The sequence below is a fragment of the Streptomyces sp. NPDC060205 genome, assembly GCF_042728395.1.
Classification (GTDB): Bacteria; Actinomycetota; Actinomycetes; order Streptomycetales; family Streptomycetaceae; genus Streptomyces.
Window position 1 is genome coordinate 17694 of record NZ_JBHWZP010000037.1, and the last position, 22686, is coordinate 40379.

Annotated in this window: 21 protein-coding genes and 2 pseudogenes; 14 read left to right on the forward strand and 9 right to left on the reverse strand. The window is 72.9% G+C overall.

Annotated features, from left to right (window positions below; genetic code table 11):
• Positions 1-204: 204 nt before the first annotated feature.
• Together ACFWGJ_RS09435 and ACFWGJ_RS09440 are read left to right on the forward strand one after the other, a co-directional pair.
• A complete protein-coding gene (locus tag ACFWGJ_RS09435) occupies positions 205-1869 on the forward strand; it encodes an alkaline phosphatase D family protein (protein ID WP_387322141.1) in 1665 nt (554 codons plus the stop codon).
• A 180-nt stretch (positions 1870-2049) separates the two neighbouring features.
• Positions 2050-3411, forward strand: a complete 1362-nt coding sequence (locus ACFWGJ_RS09440) for a carbohydrate-binding protein (protein WP_387322143.1) — start codon at positions 2050-2052, stop codon at positions 3409-3411.
• 95 nt (positions 3412-3506) lie between these two features.
• On the opposite strand, the gene ACFWGJ_RS09445 is transcribed toward ACFWGJ_RS09440, so the two are convergent.
• From ACFWGJ_RS09445 to ACFWGJ_RS09465, 5 genes are read right to left on the reverse strand one after another with little or no spacing between them, the layout of a single operon-like run.
• Positions 3507-4628 carry a serine hydrolase domain-containing protein gene (locus tag ACFWGJ_RS09445; RefSeq protein WP_387322144.1) on the reverse strand — a complete coding sequence of 374 codons (1122 nt, stop codon included), beginning with the start codon at positions 4626-4628 and terminating at the stop codon, positions 3507-3509.
• The gene (locus ACFWGJ_RS09450; RefSeq protein WP_387322145.1) at positions 4625-5545 is read right to left on the reverse strand and encodes a DUF6895 family protein; all 921 of its coding nucleotides are present in this window, start codon (positions 5543-5545) and stop codon (positions 4625-4627) included. The genes ACFWGJ_RS09445 and ACFWGJ_RS09450 overlap by 4 nt, the downstream gene beginning before the upstream one ends.
• Positions 5542-6597, reverse strand: a complete 1056-nt coding sequence (locus tag ACFWGJ_RS09455) for a DUF6895 family protein (protein ID WP_387322183.1) — start codon at positions 6595-6597, stop codon at positions 5542-5544. Before ACFWGJ_RS09455 ends, ACFWGJ_RS09450 begins: the two co-directional genes overlap by 4 nt.
• A 35-nt stretch (positions 6598-6632) precedes the next feature.
• Positions 6633-7409 carry a hypothetical protein gene (locus ACFWGJ_RS09460; protein WP_387322146.1) on the reverse strand — a complete coding sequence of 259 codons (777 nt, stop codon included), beginning with the start codon at positions 7407-7409 and terminating at the stop codon, positions 6633-6635.
• Between the two features lie 12 nt (positions 7410-7421).
• On the reverse strand, positions 7422-7610 hold the full coding sequence (locus ACFWGJ_RS09465) for a hypothetical protein (protein WP_107014931.1): 189 nt from the start codon (positions 7608-7610) through the stop codon (positions 7422-7424).
• A gap of 221 nt (positions 7611-7831) precedes the next feature.
• Here ACFWGJ_RS09465 and ACFWGJ_RS09470 point away from each other — a divergent pair, with 221 nt between their 5' ends.
• From ACFWGJ_RS09470 to ACFWGJ_RS09515, 10 genes and pseudogenes are all read left to right on the forward strand, one after another.
• Positions 7832-8962, forward strand: a complete 1131-nt coding sequence (locus ACFWGJ_RS09470; RefSeq protein ID WP_387322147.1) for a hypothetical protein — start codon at positions 7832-7834, stop codon at positions 8960-8962.
• Positions 8963-9060: 98 nt separating this feature from the next.
• A complete protein-coding gene (locus tag ACFWGJ_RS09475) occupies positions 9061-9486 on the forward strand; it encodes a DUF6003 family protein (RefSeq protein WP_387322148.1) in 426 nt (141 codons plus the stop codon).
• A 160-nt stretch (positions 9487-9646) separates the two neighbouring features.
• Positions 9647-10327, forward strand: a complete 681-nt coding sequence (locus tag ACFWGJ_RS09480) for a (2Fe-2S)-binding protein (RefSeq protein WP_387322149.1) — start codon at positions 9647-9649, stop codon at positions 10325-10327.
• Entirely contained in the window at positions 10324-11319 is a 996-nt protein-coding gene (locus ACFWGJ_RS09485) for an FAD binding domain-containing protein (protein ID WP_387322151.1), read from the forward strand. Before ACFWGJ_RS09480 ends, ACFWGJ_RS09485 begins: the two co-directional genes overlap by 4 nt.
• 49 nt (positions 11320-11368) lie before the next feature.
• The gene (locus tag ACFWGJ_RS09490) at positions 11369-13462 is read left to right on the forward strand and encodes a xanthine dehydrogenase family protein molybdopterin-binding subunit (RefSeq protein ID WP_387322153.1); all 2094 of its coding nucleotides are present in this window, start codon (positions 11369-11371) and stop codon (positions 13460-13462) included.
• Positions 13463-13553: 91 nt separating this feature from the next.
• Complete coding sequence (locus ACFWGJ_RS09495) at positions 13554-14483, forward strand: helix-turn-helix domain-containing protein (RefSeq protein WP_387322155.1); 930 nt, start codon at positions 13554-13556, stop codon at positions 14481-14483.
• Between the two features lie 186 nt (positions 14484-14669).
• Positions 14670-15662: a hypothetical protein gene (locus ACFWGJ_RS09500; protein WP_387322157.1), complete on the forward strand. Its 993-nt coding sequence runs from the start codon at positions 14670-14672 to the stop codon at positions 15660-15662.
• 14 nt (positions 15663-15676) lie between these two features.
• Positions 15677-15820, forward strand: a pseudogene (locus ACFWGJ_RS09505) (aldehyde dehydrogenase family protein); the annotation flags it as partial.
• A 146-nt stretch (positions 15821-15966) separates the two neighbouring features.
• A complete protein-coding gene (locus ACFWGJ_RS09510; RefSeq protein ID WP_387322158.1) occupies positions 15967-16488 on the forward strand; it encodes a DUF5990 family protein in 522 nt (173 codons plus the stop codon).
• A 114-nt stretch (positions 16489-16602) separates the two neighbouring features.
• Positions 16603-17010, forward strand: a complete 408-nt coding sequence (locus tag ACFWGJ_RS09515) for an STAS domain-containing protein (RefSeq protein WP_387322160.1) — start codon at positions 16603-16605, stop codon at positions 17008-17010.
• Between the two features lie 197 nt (positions 17011-17207).
• Here ACFWGJ_RS09515 and ACFWGJ_RS09520 read toward each other — a convergent pair whose 3' ends face one another.
• On the reverse strand, positions 17208-18707 hold the full coding sequence (locus ACFWGJ_RS09520; protein ID WP_387322162.1) for a hypothetical protein: 1500 nt from the start codon (positions 18705-18707) through the stop codon (positions 17208-17210).
• A gap of 113 nt (positions 18708-18820) precedes the next feature.
• On the opposite strand from ACFWGJ_RS09520, the gene ACFWGJ_RS09525 reads away from it, so the two are divergent.
• Together ACFWGJ_RS09525 and ACFWGJ_RS09530 are read left to right on the forward strand one after the other, a co-directional pair.
• Positions 18821-20083: a molybdopterin-dependent oxidoreductase gene (locus tag ACFWGJ_RS09525; protein ID WP_387322164.1), complete on the forward strand. Its 1263-nt coding sequence runs from the start codon at positions 18821-18823 to the stop codon at positions 20081-20083.
• Positions 20050-20547, forward strand: coding sequence for a hypothetical protein (locus ACFWGJ_RS09530; protein ID WP_387322166.1), 498 nt, complete (start codon positions 20050-20052; stop codon positions 20545-20547). The genes ACFWGJ_RS09525 and ACFWGJ_RS09530 overlap by 34 nt, the downstream gene beginning before the upstream one ends.
• A 191-nt stretch (positions 20548-20738) precedes the next feature.
• Here ACFWGJ_RS09530 and ACFWGJ_RS09535 read toward each other — a convergent pair.
• The 3 genes and pseudogenes from ACFWGJ_RS09535 to ACFWGJ_RS09545 all read right to left on the reverse strand — a co-directional run.
• Positions 20739-21251, reverse strand: a pseudogene (locus ACFWGJ_RS09535) (class I SAM-dependent methyltransferase); the annotation flags it as partial.
• Positions 21248-21865, reverse strand: coding sequence for a DUF2064 domain-containing protein (locus ACFWGJ_RS09540; protein ID WP_387322168.1), 618 nt, complete (start codon positions 21863-21865; stop codon positions 21248-21250). The gene ACFWGJ_RS09540 and the pseudogene ACFWGJ_RS09535, both read right to left, overlap by 4 nt.
• Positions 21862-22605 carry a glycosyltransferase family 2 protein gene (locus tag ACFWGJ_RS09545; protein ID WP_387322169.1) on the reverse strand — a complete coding sequence of 248 codons (744 nt, stop codon included), beginning with the start codon at positions 22603-22605 and terminating at the stop codon, positions 21862-21864. Before ACFWGJ_RS09545 ends, ACFWGJ_RS09540 begins: the two co-directional genes overlap by 4 nt.
• Positions 22606-22686: the final 81 nt, after the last annotated feature.

Sequence of the window (22686 nt, forward strand, 5' to 3'; positions counted from 1 at the left end):
TCCGGCACGGCGAGCGGATGGTGACGGACCGGAGGGCCGGGCGGTCCCCCTGTGCGGCGCGGACGCCCCGCATCTCCAAGCTTGCGGCATTTATGCGCTTTATCTGTTTAACATGCGGTGATCCACTTCCTGCGGCCCCGTGACCTGGTCGCACGCAGCGGGTGGGTCCGTTGTGCGTGTCGTCAACCGCGAGAGGAGGCCTCCATGGCCCCGGCAGGCCGTCGCAGAGCGCTGACGCAGGACACCTCGTCACGGCACGACCCCGAAGTGCGCGCCGCCGCACGGCATTTCGGCCGCCGCCGGTTCCTCTCGGTGACCGCCGCGACCGCCGCCCTCGCCTTCGGCACCAACCTGCCGGCCCGGGGTGCCTCAGGCCCCCGGGAACTGGACGCGGCGAGGATCCCCACCGATCCGTTCACGCTCGGCGTCGCCTCCGGAGACCCGCTGCCCGGCTCGGTGCTGCTGTGGACCCGGCTCGCGCCCGCCCCGTACGAGCCGGGCGGTGGTCTGCCCGGGCAGTACGTGGCCGTCGAGTGGGAGGTGGCCACCGACGAGTTCTTCGCGCTGACGGTCCGCAGGGGCACCGCCATCGCCTTCCCCGAGTACAACCACAGCCTGCACGTGGAGGTCGAGGGCCTCGACGCCGGCCGGGTCTACTACTACCGGTTCAGGACCGGGACCTGGATCAGCGAGACCGGCCGTACCCGCACGGCGCCCGCCACCGCGGCCGCCGTCGCGAAGCTCACCTACGCGGCCGTGGCCTGCCAGGCGTACCACGACGGCTATTTCACCGTGCACCGCCATCTGGCGCAGGACGACGTCGACGTGGTCCTCCACCTCGGCGACTACCTCTACGAGTACGCCGTCAACGCCGTGGGCGGTGCGCGCAACTACACGGACCGCAAGCTGCCCGACCTCTACAACCGTGAGACCAAGACCCTCGACGACTACCGGCTGCGCTACGCGCTCTACAAGAGCGATCCGGATCTGCAGGCGGCCCACGCCGCGCATCCCTTCGTCGTCACCTGGGACGACCACGAGACCGAGAACAACTACGCGGGCGCGATCAGCGAGAACAACGACCCGCCGCAGGAGTTCCTGCTGCGGCGCGCGGCGGCCTACCGGGCGCACTGGGAGAACCAGCCCCTGCGCAACGCCCAGATGCCCAACGGCCCGGACGGACAGCTCTACCGCCGGCTCCAGTGGGGCACCCTCGCCCAGTTCGACGTCCTCGACACCCGCCAGTACCGCTCCGACCAGGCGTACGGGGACACACTGCACGCCCCCGGTCCCGAGACGGACGATCCGGCCCGCTCCATCACGGGCGCGGCGCAGGAGAAGTGGCTGCTCGACGGCTGGCGTGCCTCGCAGAACCTGTGGAACGTCATGGCGCAGCAGGTGTGCTTCTCGCAGCGCAAGTTCGACCTCGGCGCGGAGGCGCGGACGTCGATGGACGCCTGGGACGGCTACCGCGCCTCGCGCCGGCGCGTCCTCGACGGCGCGGACTCCGCCGGGGTCGACAACCTGCTCGTCATGACGGGGGACGTGCACGTCGGGTACGCCTTCGACATCAAGGAGGACTTCGACGACCCGGCGTCGAAGACGCTGGCCACGGAGATCGTCGCCACCTCGGTCGCCAGCGGCAAGGACGGCGCGGACCGGCCCGGCAACTGGGACACGTATCTCAAGGCCAACCCGCACCTGAAGTTCTACAACGGGCGGCGCGGTTACGTACGGGTCGCCCTGGACCGTGCGAAGGCCCGGGCCGACTACCGGACCGTCTCCGCCGTGACGAAGCCCGGCGCACCGGTCACCACGGCCGCGTCCTTCGTGACCGAGGCGGGCGATCCGGGCCTCAAGCCCGTGTGACGGGAAACCCGTCCGGGCGCCGACGGCCGGGGTCCGTACCCGCAGAGGGCGCTCCCCGGCATCCGGTACTCCGCCGGGCGGGTCCTTCGTGTCGTCCGAAGCGCCGAACCATCAGAAAGCAGACATGTTCTGAGCCCATGTCGGCAAGGCCTAGATATCCCGAGAACGAGGAGTCACCCGATGGTCCCCAGACACGCCGGCGGAGCCGCCCGGACCGCCCTGACCGTGCTCGGCGCACTCGCGCTCACCGCGCTGCCCGCGGCCGCGGCCGCCGAGCCACCCGCGCCGGCGCCGTCCTCCGCGCAGACGCTCGGCGCCGACCGGCCCTCGGCCGTCGTCCTGCGCGCCATGCAGCGCGACCTGCGGCTGACGGGTCCACAGGCCAAGGCGCGGCTGGTGAACGAGGCCGAGGCGGGCACCCGCGCCGGCCGGCTCCAGAACGTACTGGGCAAGCACTTCGCGGGCGCCTGGGTGCACGGCACGACCTCCGCCGGCCTGACCGTCGCCACCACCGACGCCGCCCGGGTCGCCGCCATCAAGGCCGACGGGGCCGAGGCCAAGGTCGTCAAGAACGCGCTGAAGGACCTGAACACCGCCAAGTCGAAACTGGACGCCGCGGCGGTCGGCACGTCCCTCGACACGCCGGTCAGGTACGTCGACGTACGGACCAACCTCGTGACCGTGCAGGCGACCAGCCGTGCCGCCGCGGACAAGCTCGTCGAGGCCGCCGGGATCGACCGGCGGCTCGTGGACGTCAAGGTGTCGGCGGACCGGCCGCGCGCCCTGCACGACGTCCGGGGCGGCGACGCCTACTACATCGACGACAAGGCCCGCTGCTCGGTCGGCTTCTCCGTGACCAAGGGGGAGCAGCAGGGCTTCGCCAGCGCCGGGCACTGCGGGAAGGCGGGTGCCAGGACCACCGGCTTCAACAAGGTCGCCCAGGGCACCTTCGAGGCCTCGGTCTTCCCGGGTAAGGACATGTCCTGGGTGAGCGTCAACAGCGAGTGGACCGCCACACCCGCCGTCAAGGGCGAGGGCGACACGAACGTGCAGGTCGCCGGCTCCGTACAGGCGCTGGTGGGCGCGGCGATCTGCCGCTCCGGCTCCACCACCGGCTGGCACTGCGGCACGATCGAGCAGCACGACACCACCGTGAGCTACGCCGAGGGCGACATCAACGGAGTGACCCGTACGACGGTGTGCGCGGAGCCGGGTGACTCCGGCGGCTCCTACATGTCCGGCACCCAGGCCCAGGGCGTCACGTCCGGGGGCAGCGGCGACTGCAAGGCCGGCGGCATCACGTTCCACCAGCCCATCAACCCGCTGCTCACCACGTACGGTCTGACGCTCAGGACCGCCACGGCGCAGAGCGGCACACCCGCACCGGAGGACGGCCAGACGGTCGGCTGGACCACGGGCCGGGTGTACGAGACCGGGACCCGGGTGACCTACGACGGAGTCTCGTACCAGTGTCTGCAGACGCACCAGGCGCAGGGAGCGTGGCAGCCCCGCCTCACGCCGGCCCTGTGGCAGCGCCTCTGACGGTCACTCGGACGCAGTGCGCGACGGCGCGAGGTGCCTGTCTTCGGACATGGCCCTCGCGCCGTCGCGTGCGCCCGGCGGGCCGGGGCCGTGACTCACGTACCGGCCAGCAGGGCGTACGCCGTCGCCACGAAGGTGTCGCGGGCCCTGAAGCGGCGCGTGCACACGGCCGCCAGTGCCGTACCGGTGTCGGGCCTGAATCCCAGGAAGGCCTGCTGGCCGAGCGTGGCCCCGCAGTGGAAGTACATCGGGCCGTGGCCGGTGGGGTGCTGGAACCAGGCCACGGTGTGCACATGCCGGTGCCCCCACCCGCGCCGCAGGACCGGACGGCGTACCGCCCGCAGTGCGTCGGCCAGACCGCCGTCGGCGGGAGCCCGGCCCGAGGGATACGGGCCCGACGGTGCCAGGTGGGCTTCGAGGAACGTCAGCAGGTCGGGCGGGGTGGCCCGGACGGCGCCCGCCGACTGGAAGCCGCCGACGGACAGCGGAGGTACGGCAGTTGTGCCGTCCTTGCGGTGGCCCGTGGCGTCGGTCTCCGGGCCGCCGGGACGCAGGGCGGTGCCGTTCAGTCCGAGGGGCCGCAGCACCTGCGCGCCGAGCAGGTCGTCCCAGGGGGTCGCGGTGGCCGCGGCCAGGGCGTGACCGAGGACGGCGACACCGAAGTTGGAGTAGTGCCAGCGGGCGCCGGGCCGCCGGTGCTGCCGGTGGCGCAGGAAGGCGTCGATCACGCGCCGGTCCGGGTAGCCGGCGTACGGGTCGGTGCGCCAGGTGGGCAGGGCCCGGAGGAAGAAGTCGGCGGGCAGCGCGGGCAGTCCGGAGGTGTGGGTGATCAGGTGCGCGAGAGTGACGGGGTCCCGCCCGACGCGCCGGGCCGGGTCCAGACAGGTCGCGGCGGGCTCGCCGGCGGACAGGGCGCCCGACTGCGTCAACCGGGCCAGGAGCAGTCCGGTGAAGGTCTTGGTGGCCGAGCCGATCTCGTAGCGCAGCTGTTCGCGGGGCACGGGCGGGTGCGGCGCGGTGCCTCCGCCGCGCACCGTGCGGTGACCGTCGCGGGAGAGGGCGAAGACGACATCGGGCGCGTCGACGGCGTCGACGGCGTCGTCGAGCAGGTCCCCTGCGGTCCCGCCGTCCGGGGGCCGCTTCGGGGCGGGACGGCACGGGAGTTCACCCGTGAGGCCGGGCGCGATGCCGGGCCAGGGTTCGGGTCGCGGTGTCATGCCGGTGCGTGCGCCAACTGCGTCAGGGCGCGGGACGTGGCCAGTACGGAGGCGAACGCGGCGACGAGTGTCGGGTGGTAGACGAGGTCGAACAGTTCCTCGGGAGTGCCCTCGGGCATCGTGCGCACGGCGGGCATCGCCCCGTCGGGCTGCTGGGCGGCGGCGAAGCCTTCCCAGGCCCGCTCGTCCAGGGTGGGGCGGGGCAGGCAGGCGTCGACGACGAGCAGTTCGCCGAGCAGGTCCCAGCGTTCCAGGTCGAGCCAGTCGTCCAGCCAGACCGGCAGCCAGGTGGCCAGGTAGTCGGCGAGCGGAGCCGGTATCCCGCCCGGGTTCTCGCCCCAGTCGGTGAGGTGGAAGACGGTGTGCGTGATGTCGTAGGCGATGTGCCCTTCGACGGTCCAGGGTTCCGGGGTGCGCCCGAGCCAGGTCCTGCCGATCACCTCGGACTCAGGCGGCCGGGCAGGCAGCCCGAAACGGCGCTGGAACGCGGAGAGGCCGAGCCGGCGCGTCGGCGGCAGCTCGAAGGCGTGGAAGCTCTCCAGTCGCTGGTTGAGCCGGAAGGCCTGCTCGGCCTCGGGGTGGCTGTAGCCCAGTTCCTTGAACGGGAGATAGACCTCGAAGGGGATGGGGGAGAGGGGCTCGATGCGCTGGGCGCGGACCAGCATCCGGCCGCCGTCCAGCGTGTCGCGCCAGGCGTGGTCGAGCAACTGCCGTGCCAGCTGGGCCTGTCGGGATCCGGCCACGCCCTCGCGGAACAACACCTTGCAGATGAGGGCCAGTTCACCGACCGGCTTGAAACGCTCCAGGAAGCCCACTTCCGGGTCGACGTCCTGCTCCAGCCGGAACCCGTCGCGGTGGGCGTGCAGCCACTCCAGGGCGCCGGTTCCGACGGTGTGGACGAGGCGGGTGCTGGTCATCTCGACACTCCTTGCCCGCCCTGTTCGGGCCGCGCCGCGCGGGTCGCGTGGACGGCGTGCTCGAAGACGCGCACCTTTCCCGAGGGCTTGCTCGTGCGCGCGCTGTCGTCATCCGCTGTGTCCGTGTCAGTCCCCGTCCCCGCTCCCGCTCCCGTTCCCGTTCCTGCGGTTGCGGCCGTGGCATGCGCACGCAGCCGGTCATCGGTCAGTACGGCGGCGAAGAGCGTCATCAGGGTCGAGTGGTAGCAGCCGGCGAAGTCGTCCGCGACCGGGTGGCCCTCCCGCCCGGAACCCACCTCCGGGACCGCGCCGGAGGGGTCCTGAGCCCGGGCGAGCTTCGCCCAGGAATCCCGCAGCATGGTGAGGTCGGGTGGGCCCGGCAGGCTGCCGGCCACGGCCAGCAGTTCGCAGCTCAGGTCCCACTGCCCGTCCTCCAGGCAGGTGTCCAGCCAGGGCGGCAGCCACTGGTGGAGGTAGTCGGCGACCTGCGGCGGAATGCCCAGCGGGGTCAGGCCCCAGTCCGTCAGATGGAAGACCACATGGGTGAGCGTGTACCCGGCGGCCCGTTCGAACGTCCAGGGCTCCGGCAGACCGCCCAGCCAGGTGCGTCCGAGCGCCCGGTCCGTCTCGGCGTGCTGCGGGATGCCGCTGCGGCGCTCGGAGTTGAGGACGCTGAGGCGCCGGTTCGGTTCCTGCTCGGTCACCTGCCAGCCGCGGGTGCGGGCCACCGTCGCGGTGGCCTTCTCGTAGCCGGTGTGGCGCAGTCCGGCCGACGCGAAGGCCGCGTAGATCTCCAGTGGATACGTGGCGAAGGGTTCGAGGTGCTGCAGTTCGAGGAAGAGGGAGCCCCGGCCGGTCTGCTGCCAGGCGAAGGCGAGCAGGTCGCGGGCGGCCTCGTGCAGCGGGTCGGCGGCGTCGGTGTGTCTGCGGACACTGACGCACACCTGGGCCAGTTCACCGAGGGGCTTCCAGGTGAAGTTCACATCCGCGTGCTCGGCGAGCGCGTCGTCGCCGAGCGCGAACTCGCCGCGATGGGCGGACACCCAGGCCATCGCGGCCTCACCGAGCCCTCGCACGTCGTGCGCCGTCACACCGGTGCTCCGGTCCGCATCAGCCGCGCGGCCTCGACCTGCAGCTGCACCCGTGGATCGGCGGAGCCCATCTGCGCCACGAACGCGAGGCCGGCCTCCAGTCCGAGCGTGTCCGGCACTCCGTCGAGCAGGACCAGCCAGCGGCCCGCCCCTGCCGCCTGGAGCCAGTCGCGGCGACGGACGGCCCGGACGAATCCCCGGGCCACGTCGACGGGACGGTCACGGGCCACGCGGGCCACCGCGCAGTCCCCGCCGGGCACCGCGAGCGGGGCCAGTACGGCGAGTTGATGGGTGAGCGACTGCCATGAGGCGCCGTCGAGCCAGGCCGCCCGGGGTTCCGCGCCCTGCCCCGCCGAACCGTTGTGCCCGGGCGTGCCGTGACGAGGCGCGTCCGACGACGTGCCCGACGACGCGGGCGACGACGTGTCCGCTGTGCCGCCCAGTCGCAGAAGTGTTCGTTTCATGGCCCAGTGGCTCCACGCGGAGGTGGGCGACGCGTCCGCGGGTGGCGGATAGGCGTGTACGGCCCCGCTGAACACGGCGAGGTCGTCCGGTGCGGGAGGTCCGCCGCGCAGGACGTTCGGCAGAACGGCATCGGCCCCCACCACCCGTACGGCGGCGAGGGTCAGTCCGTCGGCCGCCTCCGGTCCGCCGGCTCCCGGGACGCTGCCCGCCAGCCCGAACGGGCCCCCGCTCCGAAGAGCGGAGACCAGTTCTGACGTCAGGCCCTGCACTGCGTCCGCCAGGCGGGTAGAAGTGCCTGACTGTTCCATGTGTCTGTCCCGTCAGCCCTTCTTCGGCCGCGGAGTCGGAGGCGACAGCAGGAGTGATGTCGACCCGGACGTCAGGGCGAGCGCTGCGCATTCACGACTGTCACGGTACGAGCCGTCGGCCTCGACCGGGTCGAGAGCCGCTTCGACGTCCACGCCCTGGACCTCGGTGAGCTCGTCGGTCAGAAACTCGGTGGAAGACATACCACCATCCCCTTTGCGAGAGACATGTTCTTCTCGGTTCTCGGAGCTACGGGTGACCGTTATGCGAGGACTTATTCATAGAAGTTGCATTTGTCTTATTCGGTCGCGCTTTCAACTTCTCCCGCCTCAGGCCCCACCTGCCGGATCCCGGCAACAACCGGCACGTCGCAGCGCCCAGTTCACTCATGTTCTTTCGGCTGTCACCCCAGGAGAATGCGCTGGTGACTCGCGTACGGACCGAAGTACCGACCGAAATGCCGACCGAAGTACCGGCCGGCGTAGCGACTGAAGTACCGCCTGTAGTACGGCGTTCAAGGAACCGTGGACAGCTGATCGGCGCCGCGGCCGTCGCCGCCGTGTGCGCGCTGGCGGCCGCATGGCTGCTGCTGATCAGCACGCCTGCCGCGATCGGTGACGGACACGCCTTCAGGACGGCGTCCCGCTGCGCCCCGGACGACAGCGCCTCCGACGACTGCCTGCGCACCGTGGGCGCGCGCATCGACCACACCGAGGAGGTACGGGGCCGAAGGACATCCTCGTATCGGCTGTACGTCGTGGAGGCGGACGGGACCGAGGGGCGGGCCACCCTCGGGGGCGGTCCCTCGGTGAGCCCGGTCGCCTCTCCCGGCGCGGCCGTCCGGGTCACGTACTGGCGTGGGCAGATCCGGTACGTCGACTTCGCCGCCGGGCGCAGGTACACCCACGCGGACCCGCGCGACGACTACAAGGTCGTCGCCACCGCGGGCCTCGCGATCGGCCTCTACGGGACGGGCTTCCTCTGGTGCTGGTTCTGGATGGCGCTGCACGCCCGGGTGGCGAGGAGGGCGCAGCCGTGGGACATCGGCCTGCCCTTCCTCGCGGCCGTCTGCCTGGCGGTCGTCGGCGCGTGCGCCCCGTGGGCCACCGACGACATGGGGGCGGCACTCCTCCTCGTCGCAGAGGCGACCGCGGTCGCGGTCGCCGTCTGCGCGGTGACCGCCGTACTCCTGCGCCGACGCCGGCGCGGTGACGACACCATCGACGTGCCGCCCACCCGGCCCACCGAGGAGCAGCACTTCCCGGGCCGGATCGTGGGCGAGGTCCCCTACGCGGAACACGGCACCCACCTGCTGGCCGCCGCCGGTCTCCTGGCGACGACCATGGGCCACCCGGGTGTGGCGCACCGCCGGGCGGTGCCGCGCACCCTGACCCCGCTGCGCGTCCGCCATCCGTACTGGTCGGATCCCTCCCCGCCGGACCTCCGGGGCCGTGCCTGGGTCCTGGAGTGCGAGGACGAGGGCGTACCCGTGCTGATCGTCACCCAGCGGCAGCACATGCCGTGGGTGCTGGGCGCCCTGGCACCGCGGCCGTGAACCGCCGGGTGGCCGTCGGCCGATCCGAACGACGGCGGTAATCAGGGAGTGGCGGGGTAGAGGGAGGTCGACCTGTCCCCGTTGAGAAGGTGCCGAGGATGACCGACGACGCCTACCTGTTCCTGCTGGACGACGCGGCCGTGCGCCTCGGCGTGCCCCCGGCCGCCGTCGGTGACCTCGCCTGCATGGAGACTCCCGCGGTACGGGCATGGCTGGACGCCCAGGGGACGACGGCGACCGCGCCGGAACTGCGTCTGCTGCCGCCGGAGGAGACGGGCTCCGTCCCCGAGGGCGCGGAGCGGCTGCCGGTGCCGCTGAGCGACGAGGAACTGAGCCGGGTGCGCGCACGGACCGGCCCCGAGGTGATCGCCCGGGTCGAGGAGCAGCTGCTGTCGTACCGCGACATCACGGACGGCCGGGACGAGCTGATCGGACGGGCGCTGGCCGCGGGTGTGGCGCCGCACCGCATCGTGGAGCTGACCGGTGAGGACCCGGCGACGGTCACGGCGGCGGCCGGCCGCTGACGAAGGCTGAGGGGGGGGCCGAGGAGCGCCGAGGAGCGACGGCGAGGGAGCCGCACGCCGGACCTCCGGGCACGGTTCCGGCGTGCGGGAACGTGTGGCGGGCCGCAGCCTGGATACGTGAGCTGCGTGTTCCGTATGCCGTCGGAAGGTCATGAACAGCATGGGCAGCCCGAAGAACAGTCCGAAGAACAGCCTGAGCAGCGGCCCGGCCAACGGCTCGGCCGTGGACGGCCGGACCGCGGACGGCGGCGCCCCTCGCGGGGAACGCATCCCCTCGTCACCCGATCGCCACCACTCCGAGGTGACGTTGCGGGTGAACGGCAGGCCGCGCACGCTCGTCGTCGACCACCGCTCCGTCCTGCTGGACGTGCTGCGCGAGCAGCTGCACCTCACCGGCGCCAAGAAGGGCTGCGATCACGGCCAGTGCGGCGCCTGCACGGTCCTGGTGGACGGCCGCCGCCTCAACAGCTGTCTGCTGCCCGCCGTGGCCCAGGACGGCTGCGACATCACGACGGTGGAGGGACTCGCCGCCGGTGACGACGACCGCGACGACGGCGCAGAACGGCCGACGGACGGCGAACTGCACCCGCTGCAGCGGGCCTTCATCGACCGCGACGCCTTCCAGTGCGGCTACTGCACACCGGGACAGCTCTGCAGCGCCGTCGGCGCGATCGCCGAGGCCGAGTCCGGGCACCCCTCGCACGTGACGGACCCCGGAAGCCCGTCCGGGGAACCCGTGCCGCTCGATCCGGACGAGATCCGCGAGCGGCTCAGCGGCAACCTCTGCCGCTGCGGCGCCTATCCGAACATCGTGCGAGCCGTCGAGGACGTGATCCGGTGAAACCCCTCGCCTACGCGCGCGCCGGCAGTGTCGAGGAGGCCGCCGAGCTGTACGCGGCCCACCCCGGCGCCCGCTATCTCGGCGGCGGCACCAACCTGATGGACCTGATGAAACTCGGCGTGGAGGAACCGTCCACGCTGGTCGACGTCAGCAGGCTGCCCCTCGACACGGTGGACGAACTGCCCGACGGATCCGTACGGATCGGCGCCACGGTCCGCAACAGCGACCTCGCCGCCCACCCGACGGTCCGCGACCGCTGGCCGGCGCTCTCCCAGGCCCTGCTGGCCGGAGCTTCCGGACAACTCCGCAACGCGGCCACCACCGGCGGCAATCTGCTCCAGCGCACCCGCTGCCCGTACTTCCAGGACACCGACCAGCCCTGCAACAAACGCGCTCCCGGGTCCGGTTGCGGCGCCCTGGACGGCGTACACCGTGATCACGCGGTGCTCGGGCACTCCCCGCACTGCATCGCGACGCATCCGTCGGACATGGCCGTGGCGCTGGCCGCCCTGGACGCGCAGGTCGAACTGCACGGCGCCGACGGGCCGCGGACCGTTCCCGTGGCGGAGTTCCACCGGCTGCCCGGGGACCGGCCCGAGCAGGACACGGTGATTCGCCCCGGCGAGCTGATCACCGGTGTGGTCCTGCCCGGCGCCACGGCCGGGCTGCCCTCGCTCTACCGCAAGGCCCGCGACCGTGCCTCGTACGCCTTCGCCCTCGCCTCCGTCGCCGCGGTGCTCGACGTGGAGGGCGGTGTCGTCCGGCAGGTCGGCCTCGCCTTCGGGGGAGTGGCCCACCGGCCCTGGCGGGCCCGCATCGCCGAAGAGGCGCTGCTGGGCGCGGCGCCGACGACGGCCGCGTTCGAGCGGGCCGCCGATCTCGAACTCGCCGCCGCCCAGCCGCTGCGCGACAACGGCTACAAGGTCCGGCTGGTCCGCAATCTCGCGGTGGACGCCCTGCAACGGCTCGCGCCGCCCACCACCGGCACCTGACCGCAAACCCGACCGGCACCTGACCGAAAACTCAGCAGAAGGAGCAGTCATGGCCGACACCGGCACCGCGCTGGGCGCGCCCGCCGAGCGCCGGGAGGGCCGGGACAAGGTCACCGGCAGTGCCCGCTACGCCGCCGAACAGACCGATCCCGGCCGGGCGCACGCCTGGCCGGTGGTAGCCGGGATCGCCGGCGGGACGGTCCGTACCGTGGACGTGGAAGCCGCCCTGGCACTGCCCGGAGTCCTCTCCGTCCTCACCCACGAGAACGCGCCCAGGCTCGCCCCCGCCGACGATCCCACACTCTCCGTGCTGCAGGACCCGCGCGTGCCGCACCACGGCTGGTTCGTCGCTCTGGTGATCGGCGAGACCCTGGAGGCGGCCCGCGCCGGCGCCGCCGCGGTCCGGGTCGAGTACGACGTGGAGGAACACGACGTCACCCTGACCGACGACCATCCCGGGGCCTACGCGCCCGGGGAGGCCAACGGCGGATTCCCCGCGCGCCGCGAACAGGGCGATCCCGAGGGCGCGTTCGCGTCCGCAGAGGTCCGTATCGACACCCGCTATCGCGTACCGCCGCTGCACAACCACCCCATGGAGCCGCACGCGGCCACGGCCCGCTGGGACGGCGGCAGGCTCGTCGTGCACGACTCCAGCCAGGGCGCCACGACCGTCCGTGCCACCCTGGCCTCGCTGTTCGAGCTGTCCGAGGACGACGTCACCGTCATCAGTGAGCACGTCGGCGGCGGGTTCGGATCCAAGGGCACCCCGCGTCCCCATGTGGTGCTCGCCGTGATGGCGGCACGCGAGACCGGACGCCCCGTCACCGTCGCACTGCCCCGGCGTTTCCTGCCCGCGGTCGTCGGGCACCGGGCACCCACCCTGCACCGGATCCGCCTGGGCGCCACCGCCGACGGGACCCTCACCTCGTCCCTCCACGAGGTCACCACCCACACCTCCCGCATCAAGGAGTTCGTGGAACAGGCCGCCGTACCGAGCCGGATCATGTACGCGGCGCCCCACCGGCTCAGCTCCCACCGGGTGGTCCCACTCGACGTGCCCAGCCCGTCCTGGATGCGCGCACCCGGCGAGGCACCGGGCATGTACGCCCTGGAGTCGGCCATGGACGAACTCGCCGTCGCGGCGGGCCTGGACCCCGTGGAACTGCGCATCACCAACGAGCCGGACACCGAACCCGACAGCGGCAAGCCGTTCAGCAGCCGCCACCTCGTCGACTGCCTGCGCGAGGGCGCGCGGCGCTTCGACTGGGCGGCACGCGACCCCCGCCCCGGGATCCGTTCCGAAGGCCCGCTCCTCGTCGGTACGGGAGTCGCCTCCGCCACCTACCCGGTGATGGCGAGCCCGGCGCAGGCGGAGGCACACGCGGCTCCCGACGGCAGTTTCGTCGTCCGCATCAACGCCACCGACATCGGCACCGGCGCCCGTACCGTCCTCGCCCAGGTCGCCGCCGACGCACTCGGCGCCCCCCTGGACCGCGTACGCACCGAAGTCGGCAACAGCGACCTGCCGTCCGCGCCACTGGCCGGCGGCTCGTCCGGTACGGCGTCCTGGGGCTGGGCCGTCCACGAGGCGTGTACGCGACTGGCCTCGACCCTCGCTGGGCACAGCGGCCCCCTGCCGTCCGAGGGGCTCAGGGCGCACGCCGACACGGCGGGCACCGCCGACGCCGACAGCCCCTACGCCCGGCACGCCTTCGGCGCCCAATTCGCCGAGGTCACGGTCGACACGGTCACGGGAGAGGTCCGGGTACGCCGGCTCCTGGGCGTCTACGCCGCCGGACACATCCTCAACGCCCGTACCGCGCGCTCCCAGTTCATCGGCGCCATGACCATGGGCCTGGGCATGGCGCTCACCGAGAGCAGCACCATGGACGCCGCGTCCGGCGCCTTCGTGGAACGCGACCTCGCCGCCTATCACGTCCCGGCCCACGCCGACGTGCCCGACATCGAGGCGCACTGGATCGACGAGGACGACCCGCACCTCAACCCGATGGGCAGCAAGGGCATCGGCGAGATCGGCATCGTCGGCACGGCCGCCGCCATCGGCAACGCCGTCCACCACGCCACGGGCGTCCGCCACCGCGAACTCCCCCTGACCCCGGACCGGGTGCTCGCCGGCCTGTAGGCGGACCCTCGGGCTTGCAGCCGGACACCCCGCCGATCCCTACCCCGGCGGGGTGAGGCACCGACCGGCGGCCGTCCGCATACTCGGTGTCATGAACAAGCACGGGCACCTCGCCGAGTTCCTCCAGGCACGCCGGAGCCGACTGCGCCCCGAGGACGTGGGGTTGCGGACCTACGGCGAGCGGCGCCGCGTGCCGGGGCTGCGCCGGGAGGAACTGGCCATGCTCGCCGGCATCAGCGCGCCCTACTACACCCGCCTGGAACAGGGCCAGTCACGCAACGCCTCGCGCGAGGTGCTCGACGCCGTGGCGGGCGCACTGCGGCTGGACGACGCCGAGCGGGCCCATCTGCACACCCTGGCCGGTGCGCCGAGGCGCCGCGGGCCCGGCGCACGGCCGCGTCCCGAACGCATCACCCCCGCCACGCGTGCCCTGCTTGCGGCCGTCGACGGCACCCCCGCCGTCGTGATCGGCCGCCGCAGCGACGTCCTGGCCTGGAACCGGCCGGGGCACGGGCTGTTCGCGGGCCATCTCGATCCCGACAGCCCGGACGATCCCGGCGGCGCGGGCGGCGCGGGCGGTCCGGGGCGACGGCCCAACATGGCCAGGCTGGTGTTCCTCGACGCGCACACCCGCGACCTGTACGCCGACTGGCCCGCCAAGGCCAGAGCCGTCGTGGGCAATCTGCGGCTGACGGCCGGACGGCACCCGGACGACCCGCTGCTGGCCGCGCTGATCGGCGAACTGACCATGCGCAGCAGGGAGTTCGCCACGCTCTGGGCCGACCACCGGGTGCTCGCCTGCGATGTCGCCGACTACGAGATGCGCCATCCGCTGGTCGGGACCCTGACCGTCACCCAGCAGACACTGCAGAGCCCGCAGGGGGACGGACCGTCCCTGGTGGTGGCCACCGCCGACCCCGGCTCCCCGTCAGCGGCGGCCCTGGCGCTGCTCGCCCATGCCACCGCGCCGCCACGGGAAGCGGACCGGCCGCACCACGGCGCCGATCCCCGCACGGTCTGACCCGCTGACCCGCTGACCTGCTGACCCGCTGACCCGCTGACCCGCACCGCCTGACCCGCGCCCGTCGCGGGGCGGTCGCACCCTCACGCCCTCTCCCCGAGGCGCCCTTCGACCACGGCGCCGCACCGCGGCTGCCGCATGCCCGAAACCAGAGAAGAAGCCAGAGAAGGAACCAGAGAAGGAACCATGCCGAACCGACGTAGCAAGGCACTCATGGCCGCCGTCGCGGTGGTCGCGGCCACCCTCGCCTCGGCCCTGCCGGCCGACGCCACCCCCACCCGTCCCACCCACGAACCACTGACCGACGTACGGATCGCCACCCACTTCGACGTGTCCGCGGGTCAACTGCCGGAGAACATAGCCCTGTTGCCCGGCGGCGCCGCGGCCGTCACCTTCGCGGCGAGCCGCCAGGTGGCCGAGGTGAGTCCGCAGGGCACGACCCGCGTCCTGGCGACCCTGCCCGCGCCCGCCGACGGCGGAGTCCACACCCCCGCCCTCGGCTTCCCGCTGGCCACCGGGATCGCCCGCACCCCAGACGGCACCCTGTACGTGCTGTACGCGACCGGAACCGCCGACCTGACAGGCCTGTGGCGGCTGCGCCCCGGGAAGGCGCCGCAGCGCATCGCCGCACTGCCCGCGGACGGTCTGCCCAACGGACTGGCCCTGGACGAACGCGGCAAGCACCTCTACATCACCGACTCGGTCCTCGGCACGGTGTGGACCGTCCCCGTCACCGGCGGCACCCCCACCGCCTGGTCCACCGCACCCGAACTCGCCCCGGTCGGCTTCCTCGGAGTCAACGGAGCGAAGGTGCGCGACGGCGCGCTCTGGGTGACCAACCTCGACCGGGGCACCCTCCTGCGCATCCCGGTCCGCCCGGGAAACCGCGCGGGCACCCCGCAGGTCGAGGCGTCGGACCCGGACCTGGCCGGAATCGACGACTTCGCCTTCACCGGACACGGCGACGACGTCCTGGCCACGCTCAACACCACCAACCGGGTCGTGCTCATCGGGGCCGACGGCACCCGGACCACCGTCCTGGACACCGCCGACGGGCTCCAGAACCCCAGCTCCGTGGCGCTGCGCGGCAAGGAGGTGTACGTGCTCAGCGCCGCCTATGCCACGGCCACCGACCCCAACCTGCTGCGCGCACGTCTGCGCGGCCACGGCCACCTGTAGGACCCGGCCGCGGGGGACGGCGGAGCGGCGACCCGGGACCGGGATGGTTCTGTCCGCCGACCGTGCTCGCCGACGTCGACACCGGCAGCCGGCTGATGGACACGGAGATCTTCGGACCGGTCGCCGCGCTCCTCACCTTCGACGACGAGAACGAGGTGGGCGCGCAGTTCCCCGCGCCCCTTCGGCGGCGCCCTCGAAGGGGCGCCCCCCACATCGAACCCGTGGCTCACCACTCACCCCAGCCGCACCTGCCGCCGCAGGCCCGGGGGACACAGGCCGCCGCCCGCGGCGGCATGATGACCCCATGACCGCCCTGCGCATCCGCATCGAAGCCGTCGACCTCCCCGGCCGCACCCACCCCGTCCCCCTCAGCAGGAACGGCCCCGAGGAGCCCCGCGAGATCCACGTGGCCGTACAGCGTCGCGGCCGGCCGGGCGAACTGCTCGAACCCCACCCCGGGGACGCGGAGTCGGCGACCTGGACCCTGGAGTGCACGGCGACCGCGACACCGACCGGCACGGACGTGCAGGGCCCCTACGTGCAGGACCGCCTGGGCCGCCGCTTCGTCTACCTGTCCTGGGGCACGGTCGACGAGGCGGGCGTCTTCTCGATGTTCCGGCGCGCCAAGCTCATGCTCGACATGGTCCCCGCGGACGTCCTCGCGAAGGCCGCCCGCGAGGGCGTACTGGTGGCACGCCTCGGCCTGACCGACCCGCAGGGCGGCCCCCTGTGCGCCCGGGTCGTACCCCCGCACGTCACCTGGACCGCCGAACACGACACCTACGCGCCCGTCGTCGCACGCAAGCAGACGCCGCGGCAACCGTGATCCACCGTGCGGAGAGAGTTTCGCTCCGTGCCGTTGCCCGCTCGAATGCGGGGCACACGCACGCGTACGGGTGCGTGCCACAGGGCGCCCGTGGCACCGGAACCGGGAGGTGTGATGTCCACGCAGACCCACCGCCTGACGATCACCCAGATAACCGAGGGCGAGCACTGCGCGGTCCTGCGGATCAGCGGCGAACTCGACCAGAGCTGCGAGGAGTACTTCCTGGGCTTTCTCGCCGCCATCGTCGACGCGGGGCGACGGCACCTGGTGCTCGATGTGACGGCTCTCGTCTTCTGCGACTCGCGGGGGCTGAACTGTCTGCTCGCGATCCGATGGCTGCTGAAGCGCCTGGACGGCCGACTGATCCTGGCCGGAGCGGGCCGCAGACTCTCCGAGCTGCTGGTCCTGACGGGCAGTACGGAGCTGCTGCCCGTCCGCCGCACGGTAGGGCTGGCCCTGCTGGAACTTCCCGAGGAGCATCGCCCCGTCTGGCCCCCCACACCCGGTCCCGACGACACGTGAGGGCCACAGGACGAGCCGGGAGGGGTCGTCCGCCGCTCCGGGCGGACGCAGGAAAACGCCGGCCCCGCCACTACGGGGGGAAGTGACGGGACCGGCTGAGGTACAACTTGCCACACCCGGGCGTGAAAATACGGTTCTTTGGGCGGCGGGCGAGCAAAAGAATCGTGACGGTGTCCTCACGACGGGCCCGGGAACGGTCACCAGCCGGTCAGCAGCAGGTGGTTGAGGAGCAGAGCGAGTACGGCCTGGGCGGTCAGCCAGGCCCGGGGGCGGCCGAGCAGCGCGCAGGCGGGGAGCAGCCACATCGCGAAGGGCAGCCAGATGCGTTCGGTCTCGGCCTTGCTCATCCCGGACAGGTCGGCGACGAGCAGGGCGAGCAGCCCGCACAGGACGAGCAGGGCGAGCCGGGCCCGGGCACCCGCCCGCACCGACTCGGCGTCCGTCCCGGAGGAAGCGGTGCCGACCTCCGGAGACTCGACGCCGACCGCCGGAGACTCGGCGCCGGGCACTCGGCGTACGACCCCCGGCCCCCGGGGCTCGCGGCGAGGCAGCAGCCCATGACGTCCCCGGACCAGCGCCACGCCCGCCCGCCGGAGCCCCGCCGCCGTCGCGAGGCCCGTGATGAGGACCGTGCACGCGAGGTTCGCCCACACCCAGTAGCCGTAGGGCCGGATACCGCCCGCGCCGTCGTAGTAGCGCGTGACCAGGACGTGGTACGCCTCCCACCAGTCGAACCCGGCGAGCGTGAACGCCGCCGGGACGACGGCGAGACCGGCGGCCAGGAAGGCGGCGCGGGAGACGAGACAGGGAAGGGCCCGGACCCGGCTCCGCCCGAGGAACAGCACGCCCGCACCGATCACCGCCATGAGCGTGAGCCCGTACGAGAGGTAGCAGGTCAGGCCGAAGAGGAGGCCGGAGGTGAAGGCGGCGGCTTTCGTCCGGGGGCCCTTCGGTGAGGTCACGGCGCGTGCGAGTGCCGCGATCGACCAGGCGGCGACCGCGGCGAAGTACGCGTCGGCCGACGTGCCCATCCACACCGCGGCCGGTGCGAGCACCAGGAACGGTGCCGCGCGCCTGGCCGACTCCTCGTCGGCGAGCCTGCGCAGGGTCACGAGCACGGCGACGCAGGCAGTGGAGCCGACCGTGATGCACCAGGTGCCGGCCCAGCCGCCGCCGCTCAGCCCGATCCGGTCGAGGAGGACGAAGGTGAGGGAGGCGGCGGGCGGATGTCCCGCCACATGGGGTGGCCAGTGGTCGGGGGAGTCGAGCGGGATGTGGCGGGTGAAGTCCCGCAGGGTCGCCGGGATGTCGTGGAAGCGGTCGATGACCTGGAGGTATTCGTAGCGGGTGGTGAGCCGGACGGCCACGCCCCGGTGCCATCCGTCGATCAGGGCCAGCGACCAGATCCAGGCCATGGCGCCCGCCCAGGAGGCACCCAGCAGCGCACGCCAGGGCAGACGCGCCGCGAGGACGGGACCGTACGCCACGACTCCGAGCGCGACGGTCACCGCGGCCGGAGTGCCCGGGCCAACATGCGGTTCCCAACTCGCCCACAGCGGCGGCCAGTTCGCGAACAGGGTGTGGTCGGTCTCCTCGATGTGGCGGCCGATCAGCACGGCGGCGAGGACGAGGAGCACGGCGGCCGACGCCGCGAACAGGTCACGTGAGGTCAGGTCGCGCAGAGGGGAGCGGATCACACGGGAACGCTAGGGCGACAGAGGGCGTTCCGAGCCTCCTGCCGTGCGGACGTCAGCGTTTCGTCATGGTTCGCGGGCCCTGCCCGGGGCCCTTTCCTGCCTACGGTCGGGCCATGCGCGACCACTCCCCAAGGCACTTCCCAAGCCTTCCCACCTCACCCGGTTTCTGGCGCAGTCCGCTGCGCGGCCCGTGGTTCACCTCGGTACTGGGCCTCGTCCTGCTCGTCGGCATCACCGTGCTGTTCGTGACGGGCCTGCTGTCGTACGCCGCCTACAACCCGGGCCTGTCGCCGGTGAACGACAAGACCCCGGACAAGGGGATCCTCGGTTTCTACCTCTTCGCGTGGCCCACTGGCCCGCACTGGCTCTACCGCCTCACGCAGGGTGTGCACGTCACGCTCGGCGTCACCCTGATCCCCGTGCTGCTCGCCAAACTGTGGTCGGTGGTACCGAAGCTCTTCGCGCTGCCGCCGGCCCGTTCGCTCGCCCACGCGCTGGAGCGGATTTCGTTGCTGCTGCTGGTCGGGGGCGCGCTGTTCGAGTTCGTGACCGGCGTGCTCAACGTCCAGCTCGACTACCTCTTCCCGGGGTCCTTCTATCCGCTGCACTTCTACGGCGCCTGGGTGTTCTTCGCCGCGTTCGTCACCCACGCCGTACTGAAGACACCGGCCGCCGTACGCAACGTACGCCGTATGCGGCAGGGCCAGGAGGCAACGGACGGAGGGGAGTTGGTCTCCCCCCGGCCCGATCCCGCGACCGTCTCCCGGCGTGGGGCGCTGTGGTTCGTCGGCGGTGGGTCCCTGCTGCTGTTCGGGACGACGGCGGGGCGGAGTTTCGACGGGCCGCTGCGGCACACGGCCCTCCTCGCACCGCACGGCGGAGCCGATCCGGGCAGCGGCCCGAACGGCTTCCAGATCAACAAGACGGCCGCCTACGCGGGCATCGACGACGCGGAGACGGGCGACGACGCATGGCGGCTCGTCGTCACGGGACGCACGGGCACGGTCCGGCTGAGCCGGGCCGATCTGCTCCAACTGCCGCAGCACAGTGCGGCGTTGCCCATCGCGTGCGTCGAAGGCTGGTCGACCTCGGACCAGTGGTGGCGCGGTGTGCGGCTGCGGGACCTCGCGGCGCTCGTCGGCCACGACCACGATCCGCCGGACGTCCTCGTCGAGTCCCTGCAACTGCACGGCTCCTTCCGCCGCGCGGCCCTGCGCGCCAACCAGGTGGCGGACCCGCGCTCCCTGCTCGCTCTGCAGGTCAACGGCGAGGACCTGAGCCCGGACCACGGCTACCCGGCACGCATCGTCGTGCCCGCCGCGCCCGGAGTGCTCAACACGAAATGGGTGGCCCGCATGACGTTCGGAGACCTGTGATGAGGAAGCCGCCCAAGGGGACCGCGCAACTCCTGCTGCTCGCCTGCTCGTTCGCCCTCGCGGGCTACGCCGGGGTACGGCTCCTCGGCGACGACCTGCTCGGGGTCACCCTGTGGTTCGTGGGGGCGGCCCTGCTGCACGACCTGGTGCTGCTGCCGTTGTACGCGGTGGCGGATCGCGCGCTGGTCCGGGTGTTCGGCGCGCTGGGCCACCGGGAGCGGACGATGTACGTCCGTGTCCCGGCGGCCCTGTCGGCGCTGCTCCTGCTGGTCTGGTTCCCGCTGATCGGCGGTCAGGTGGACCGGCGGTACCGGCTGGCGACCGGGCTGTCGGCGGACGGCTTCCTCGGCCGCTGGCTGCTGATCACGGCCGTCCTCTTCGCCGGGTCGGCGCTGCTCCTCCTGCTGCGCCTGAGGCTGCGGCTGCGCAGGGCGACGAAGGACCGTCCGCCGGTCGCCCACTGATCGACGGCGGTCCAGCCCGCGCGCGTCGCGTACCGGATCAGGGCGCGGGTCCCGATGCGGGCCCAGGGGAACGGCGTACCCGGTGCGGCGGGGACATCGGCGGCGCGCGCGTCCGTGATGTGTACGCGGACGCGCTCGTCGACGTCCATCGGCACGGTCTCGGCGATCAGCAGCCCGGCCGGGACCAGCAGGGCGGTCAGCCGGGCGAGGAGCGCGCGCGGATCGCCGCCGATGCCGATGTTGCCGTCGACGAGGAGGGCGGTGTCCCAGCGGCCCTCGGCGGGCAGCGGCTCGAAGACCGAGCGGCGCATGGCGGGGCCGCCGAGCCGCGTGGTCCGGCTGACGGCCGCCGCGCTGACGTCGATGCCGAGGACACGCCGTCCCTGCCCGGCGAGTTCCGCGACGAGCCGGCCCGGGCCGCAGCCGATGTCGAGCACGGAGCCCTCGCACCTGCCGAGGATCTCCAGGTCGACCGCGTCGGCGCGGGCGCACCAGCGTTCCACCTCCAACGGCAGCAGCCAGCCGTCGGACCGGCGCAGGAAGAGGGGCCCGTGGCCGGTGCGTAGCGCGCGGGTGTACGGGTCGGCGCCGGCCCACGCGGGCTGGGCGGCCGACGGGACCAGGTCGCCCACCGGGAAGTCACCCGCGGGGAAGTCGCTCACCGGGGATCCGTCCACCGGGGATTCGTTCCTGGGTCGGTTCATCGGCCGGCGACCGCCGTGAGCCCGGCGAGACGGGCGGCGAAGCGGCCCCGGGGCGCGAGCGCGGCGACCGCCTCGGCGTCGGCGGCCGTGTCGACGTCCCGCAGCGGCGGCAGGTCGCGTACGCGCAGCCCGGCGGCGACGAGCCGGGCCCGCTGCACGGCCCCGGTGTCGGGCGTCGACATCGGCACCCCGAGCAACAGCCGCGGGTCGGGTGCGGCCAGCCCCAGCGCCCAGAAACCGCCGTCCTCGGCCGGGCCGAAGACGGCGTCGCAGTGCGTGAGGTCCACGGTGAGCAGAGCCGGTGTCACCTGAGGCGTGTCCATTCCGATGAGCAGGGCCGGTCCGTCACAGGCGGCGAAGGCCGCGGCCAGCCGCTCGTCGAGACCTCCGTCGCACTGCGGTACGACGTCGAAGCCGGGCGGCAGCCACGGGCCGGGCGCCCCTTCCAGGACGAGCACCCGGCGGGTGGCGGGCGTGGCGGCCACGGCGTACAGGGTGTCTGCGAGCGCCGCCTCGGCGAGGGCGGCGGCCTCCACCGGGGTGAACGGCGGCGTGAGCCGGGTCTTGACCCGTCCCGGCCGCGGCTCCTTGGCGATGACGAGCAGGGTGGTCATCGGGGGGTGCCTCCTCGGGCGGCCGGGGCTGAGTCCTGGGCTTGCACATCGGGCTGGGCCGGGGGAGCGGGCTGGGCCAGTACGCGGCTCATGTCCCGGACGGCCTGCCAGGTGCCGAGCCAGGTGCCGGTCACCTTGGAGGAGCCCGTGCGCGGCAGATAGGGCACGTCGTGCTCGGTGATCCGCCACTCCGCGTCGGCGGCGCGCACGACCATCTGGAGCGGATAGCCGCTGCGCCGGTCGGTGAGCCCGAGGGCCAGCAGGGGCTCGCGGCGGGCGGCGCGCAGCGGGCCGAGGTCGTGCAGCCGGAGTCCGGTGCGGCGGCGCAGCAGCCGGGCGAGTGCGAGGTTGCCTGCCCGGGCGTGGACGGGCCAGGCGGACCGGCCTTCCGGACGGCGTCTGCCCAGCACCAGGTCGCTCTCACCGTCCCGTACTTCACGGACGAAGGGGATGAGGAGCGACGGATCCAGCGAGGCGTCGCAGTCGCAGAAGCAGACGATGTCGGCGGTGGCGGCGACGAGCCCCGCGTGGCAGGCGGCTCCGAAGCCACGGCGCGGCTCGTGGACGACGCGCGCGCCGAGAGCGCGGGCGACGTCGGCCGAACCGTCGGTGGAGCCGTTGTCCACGACGAGGGCCCGCCAGCCGGGCGGGATCCGGGCGAGGACCCAGGGCAGGGCCTCGGCCTCGTTCAGGCACGGGAGGATCACGTCGACAGGAGGTGGGGCGGGAGGGGTTGTCACGCCTTCACCCTACGAACGCGAAATACGCATTTCCGGCATCGGGTCCTTACGAAACAGGGACGTCGGGGCCAGGGGGCGGCA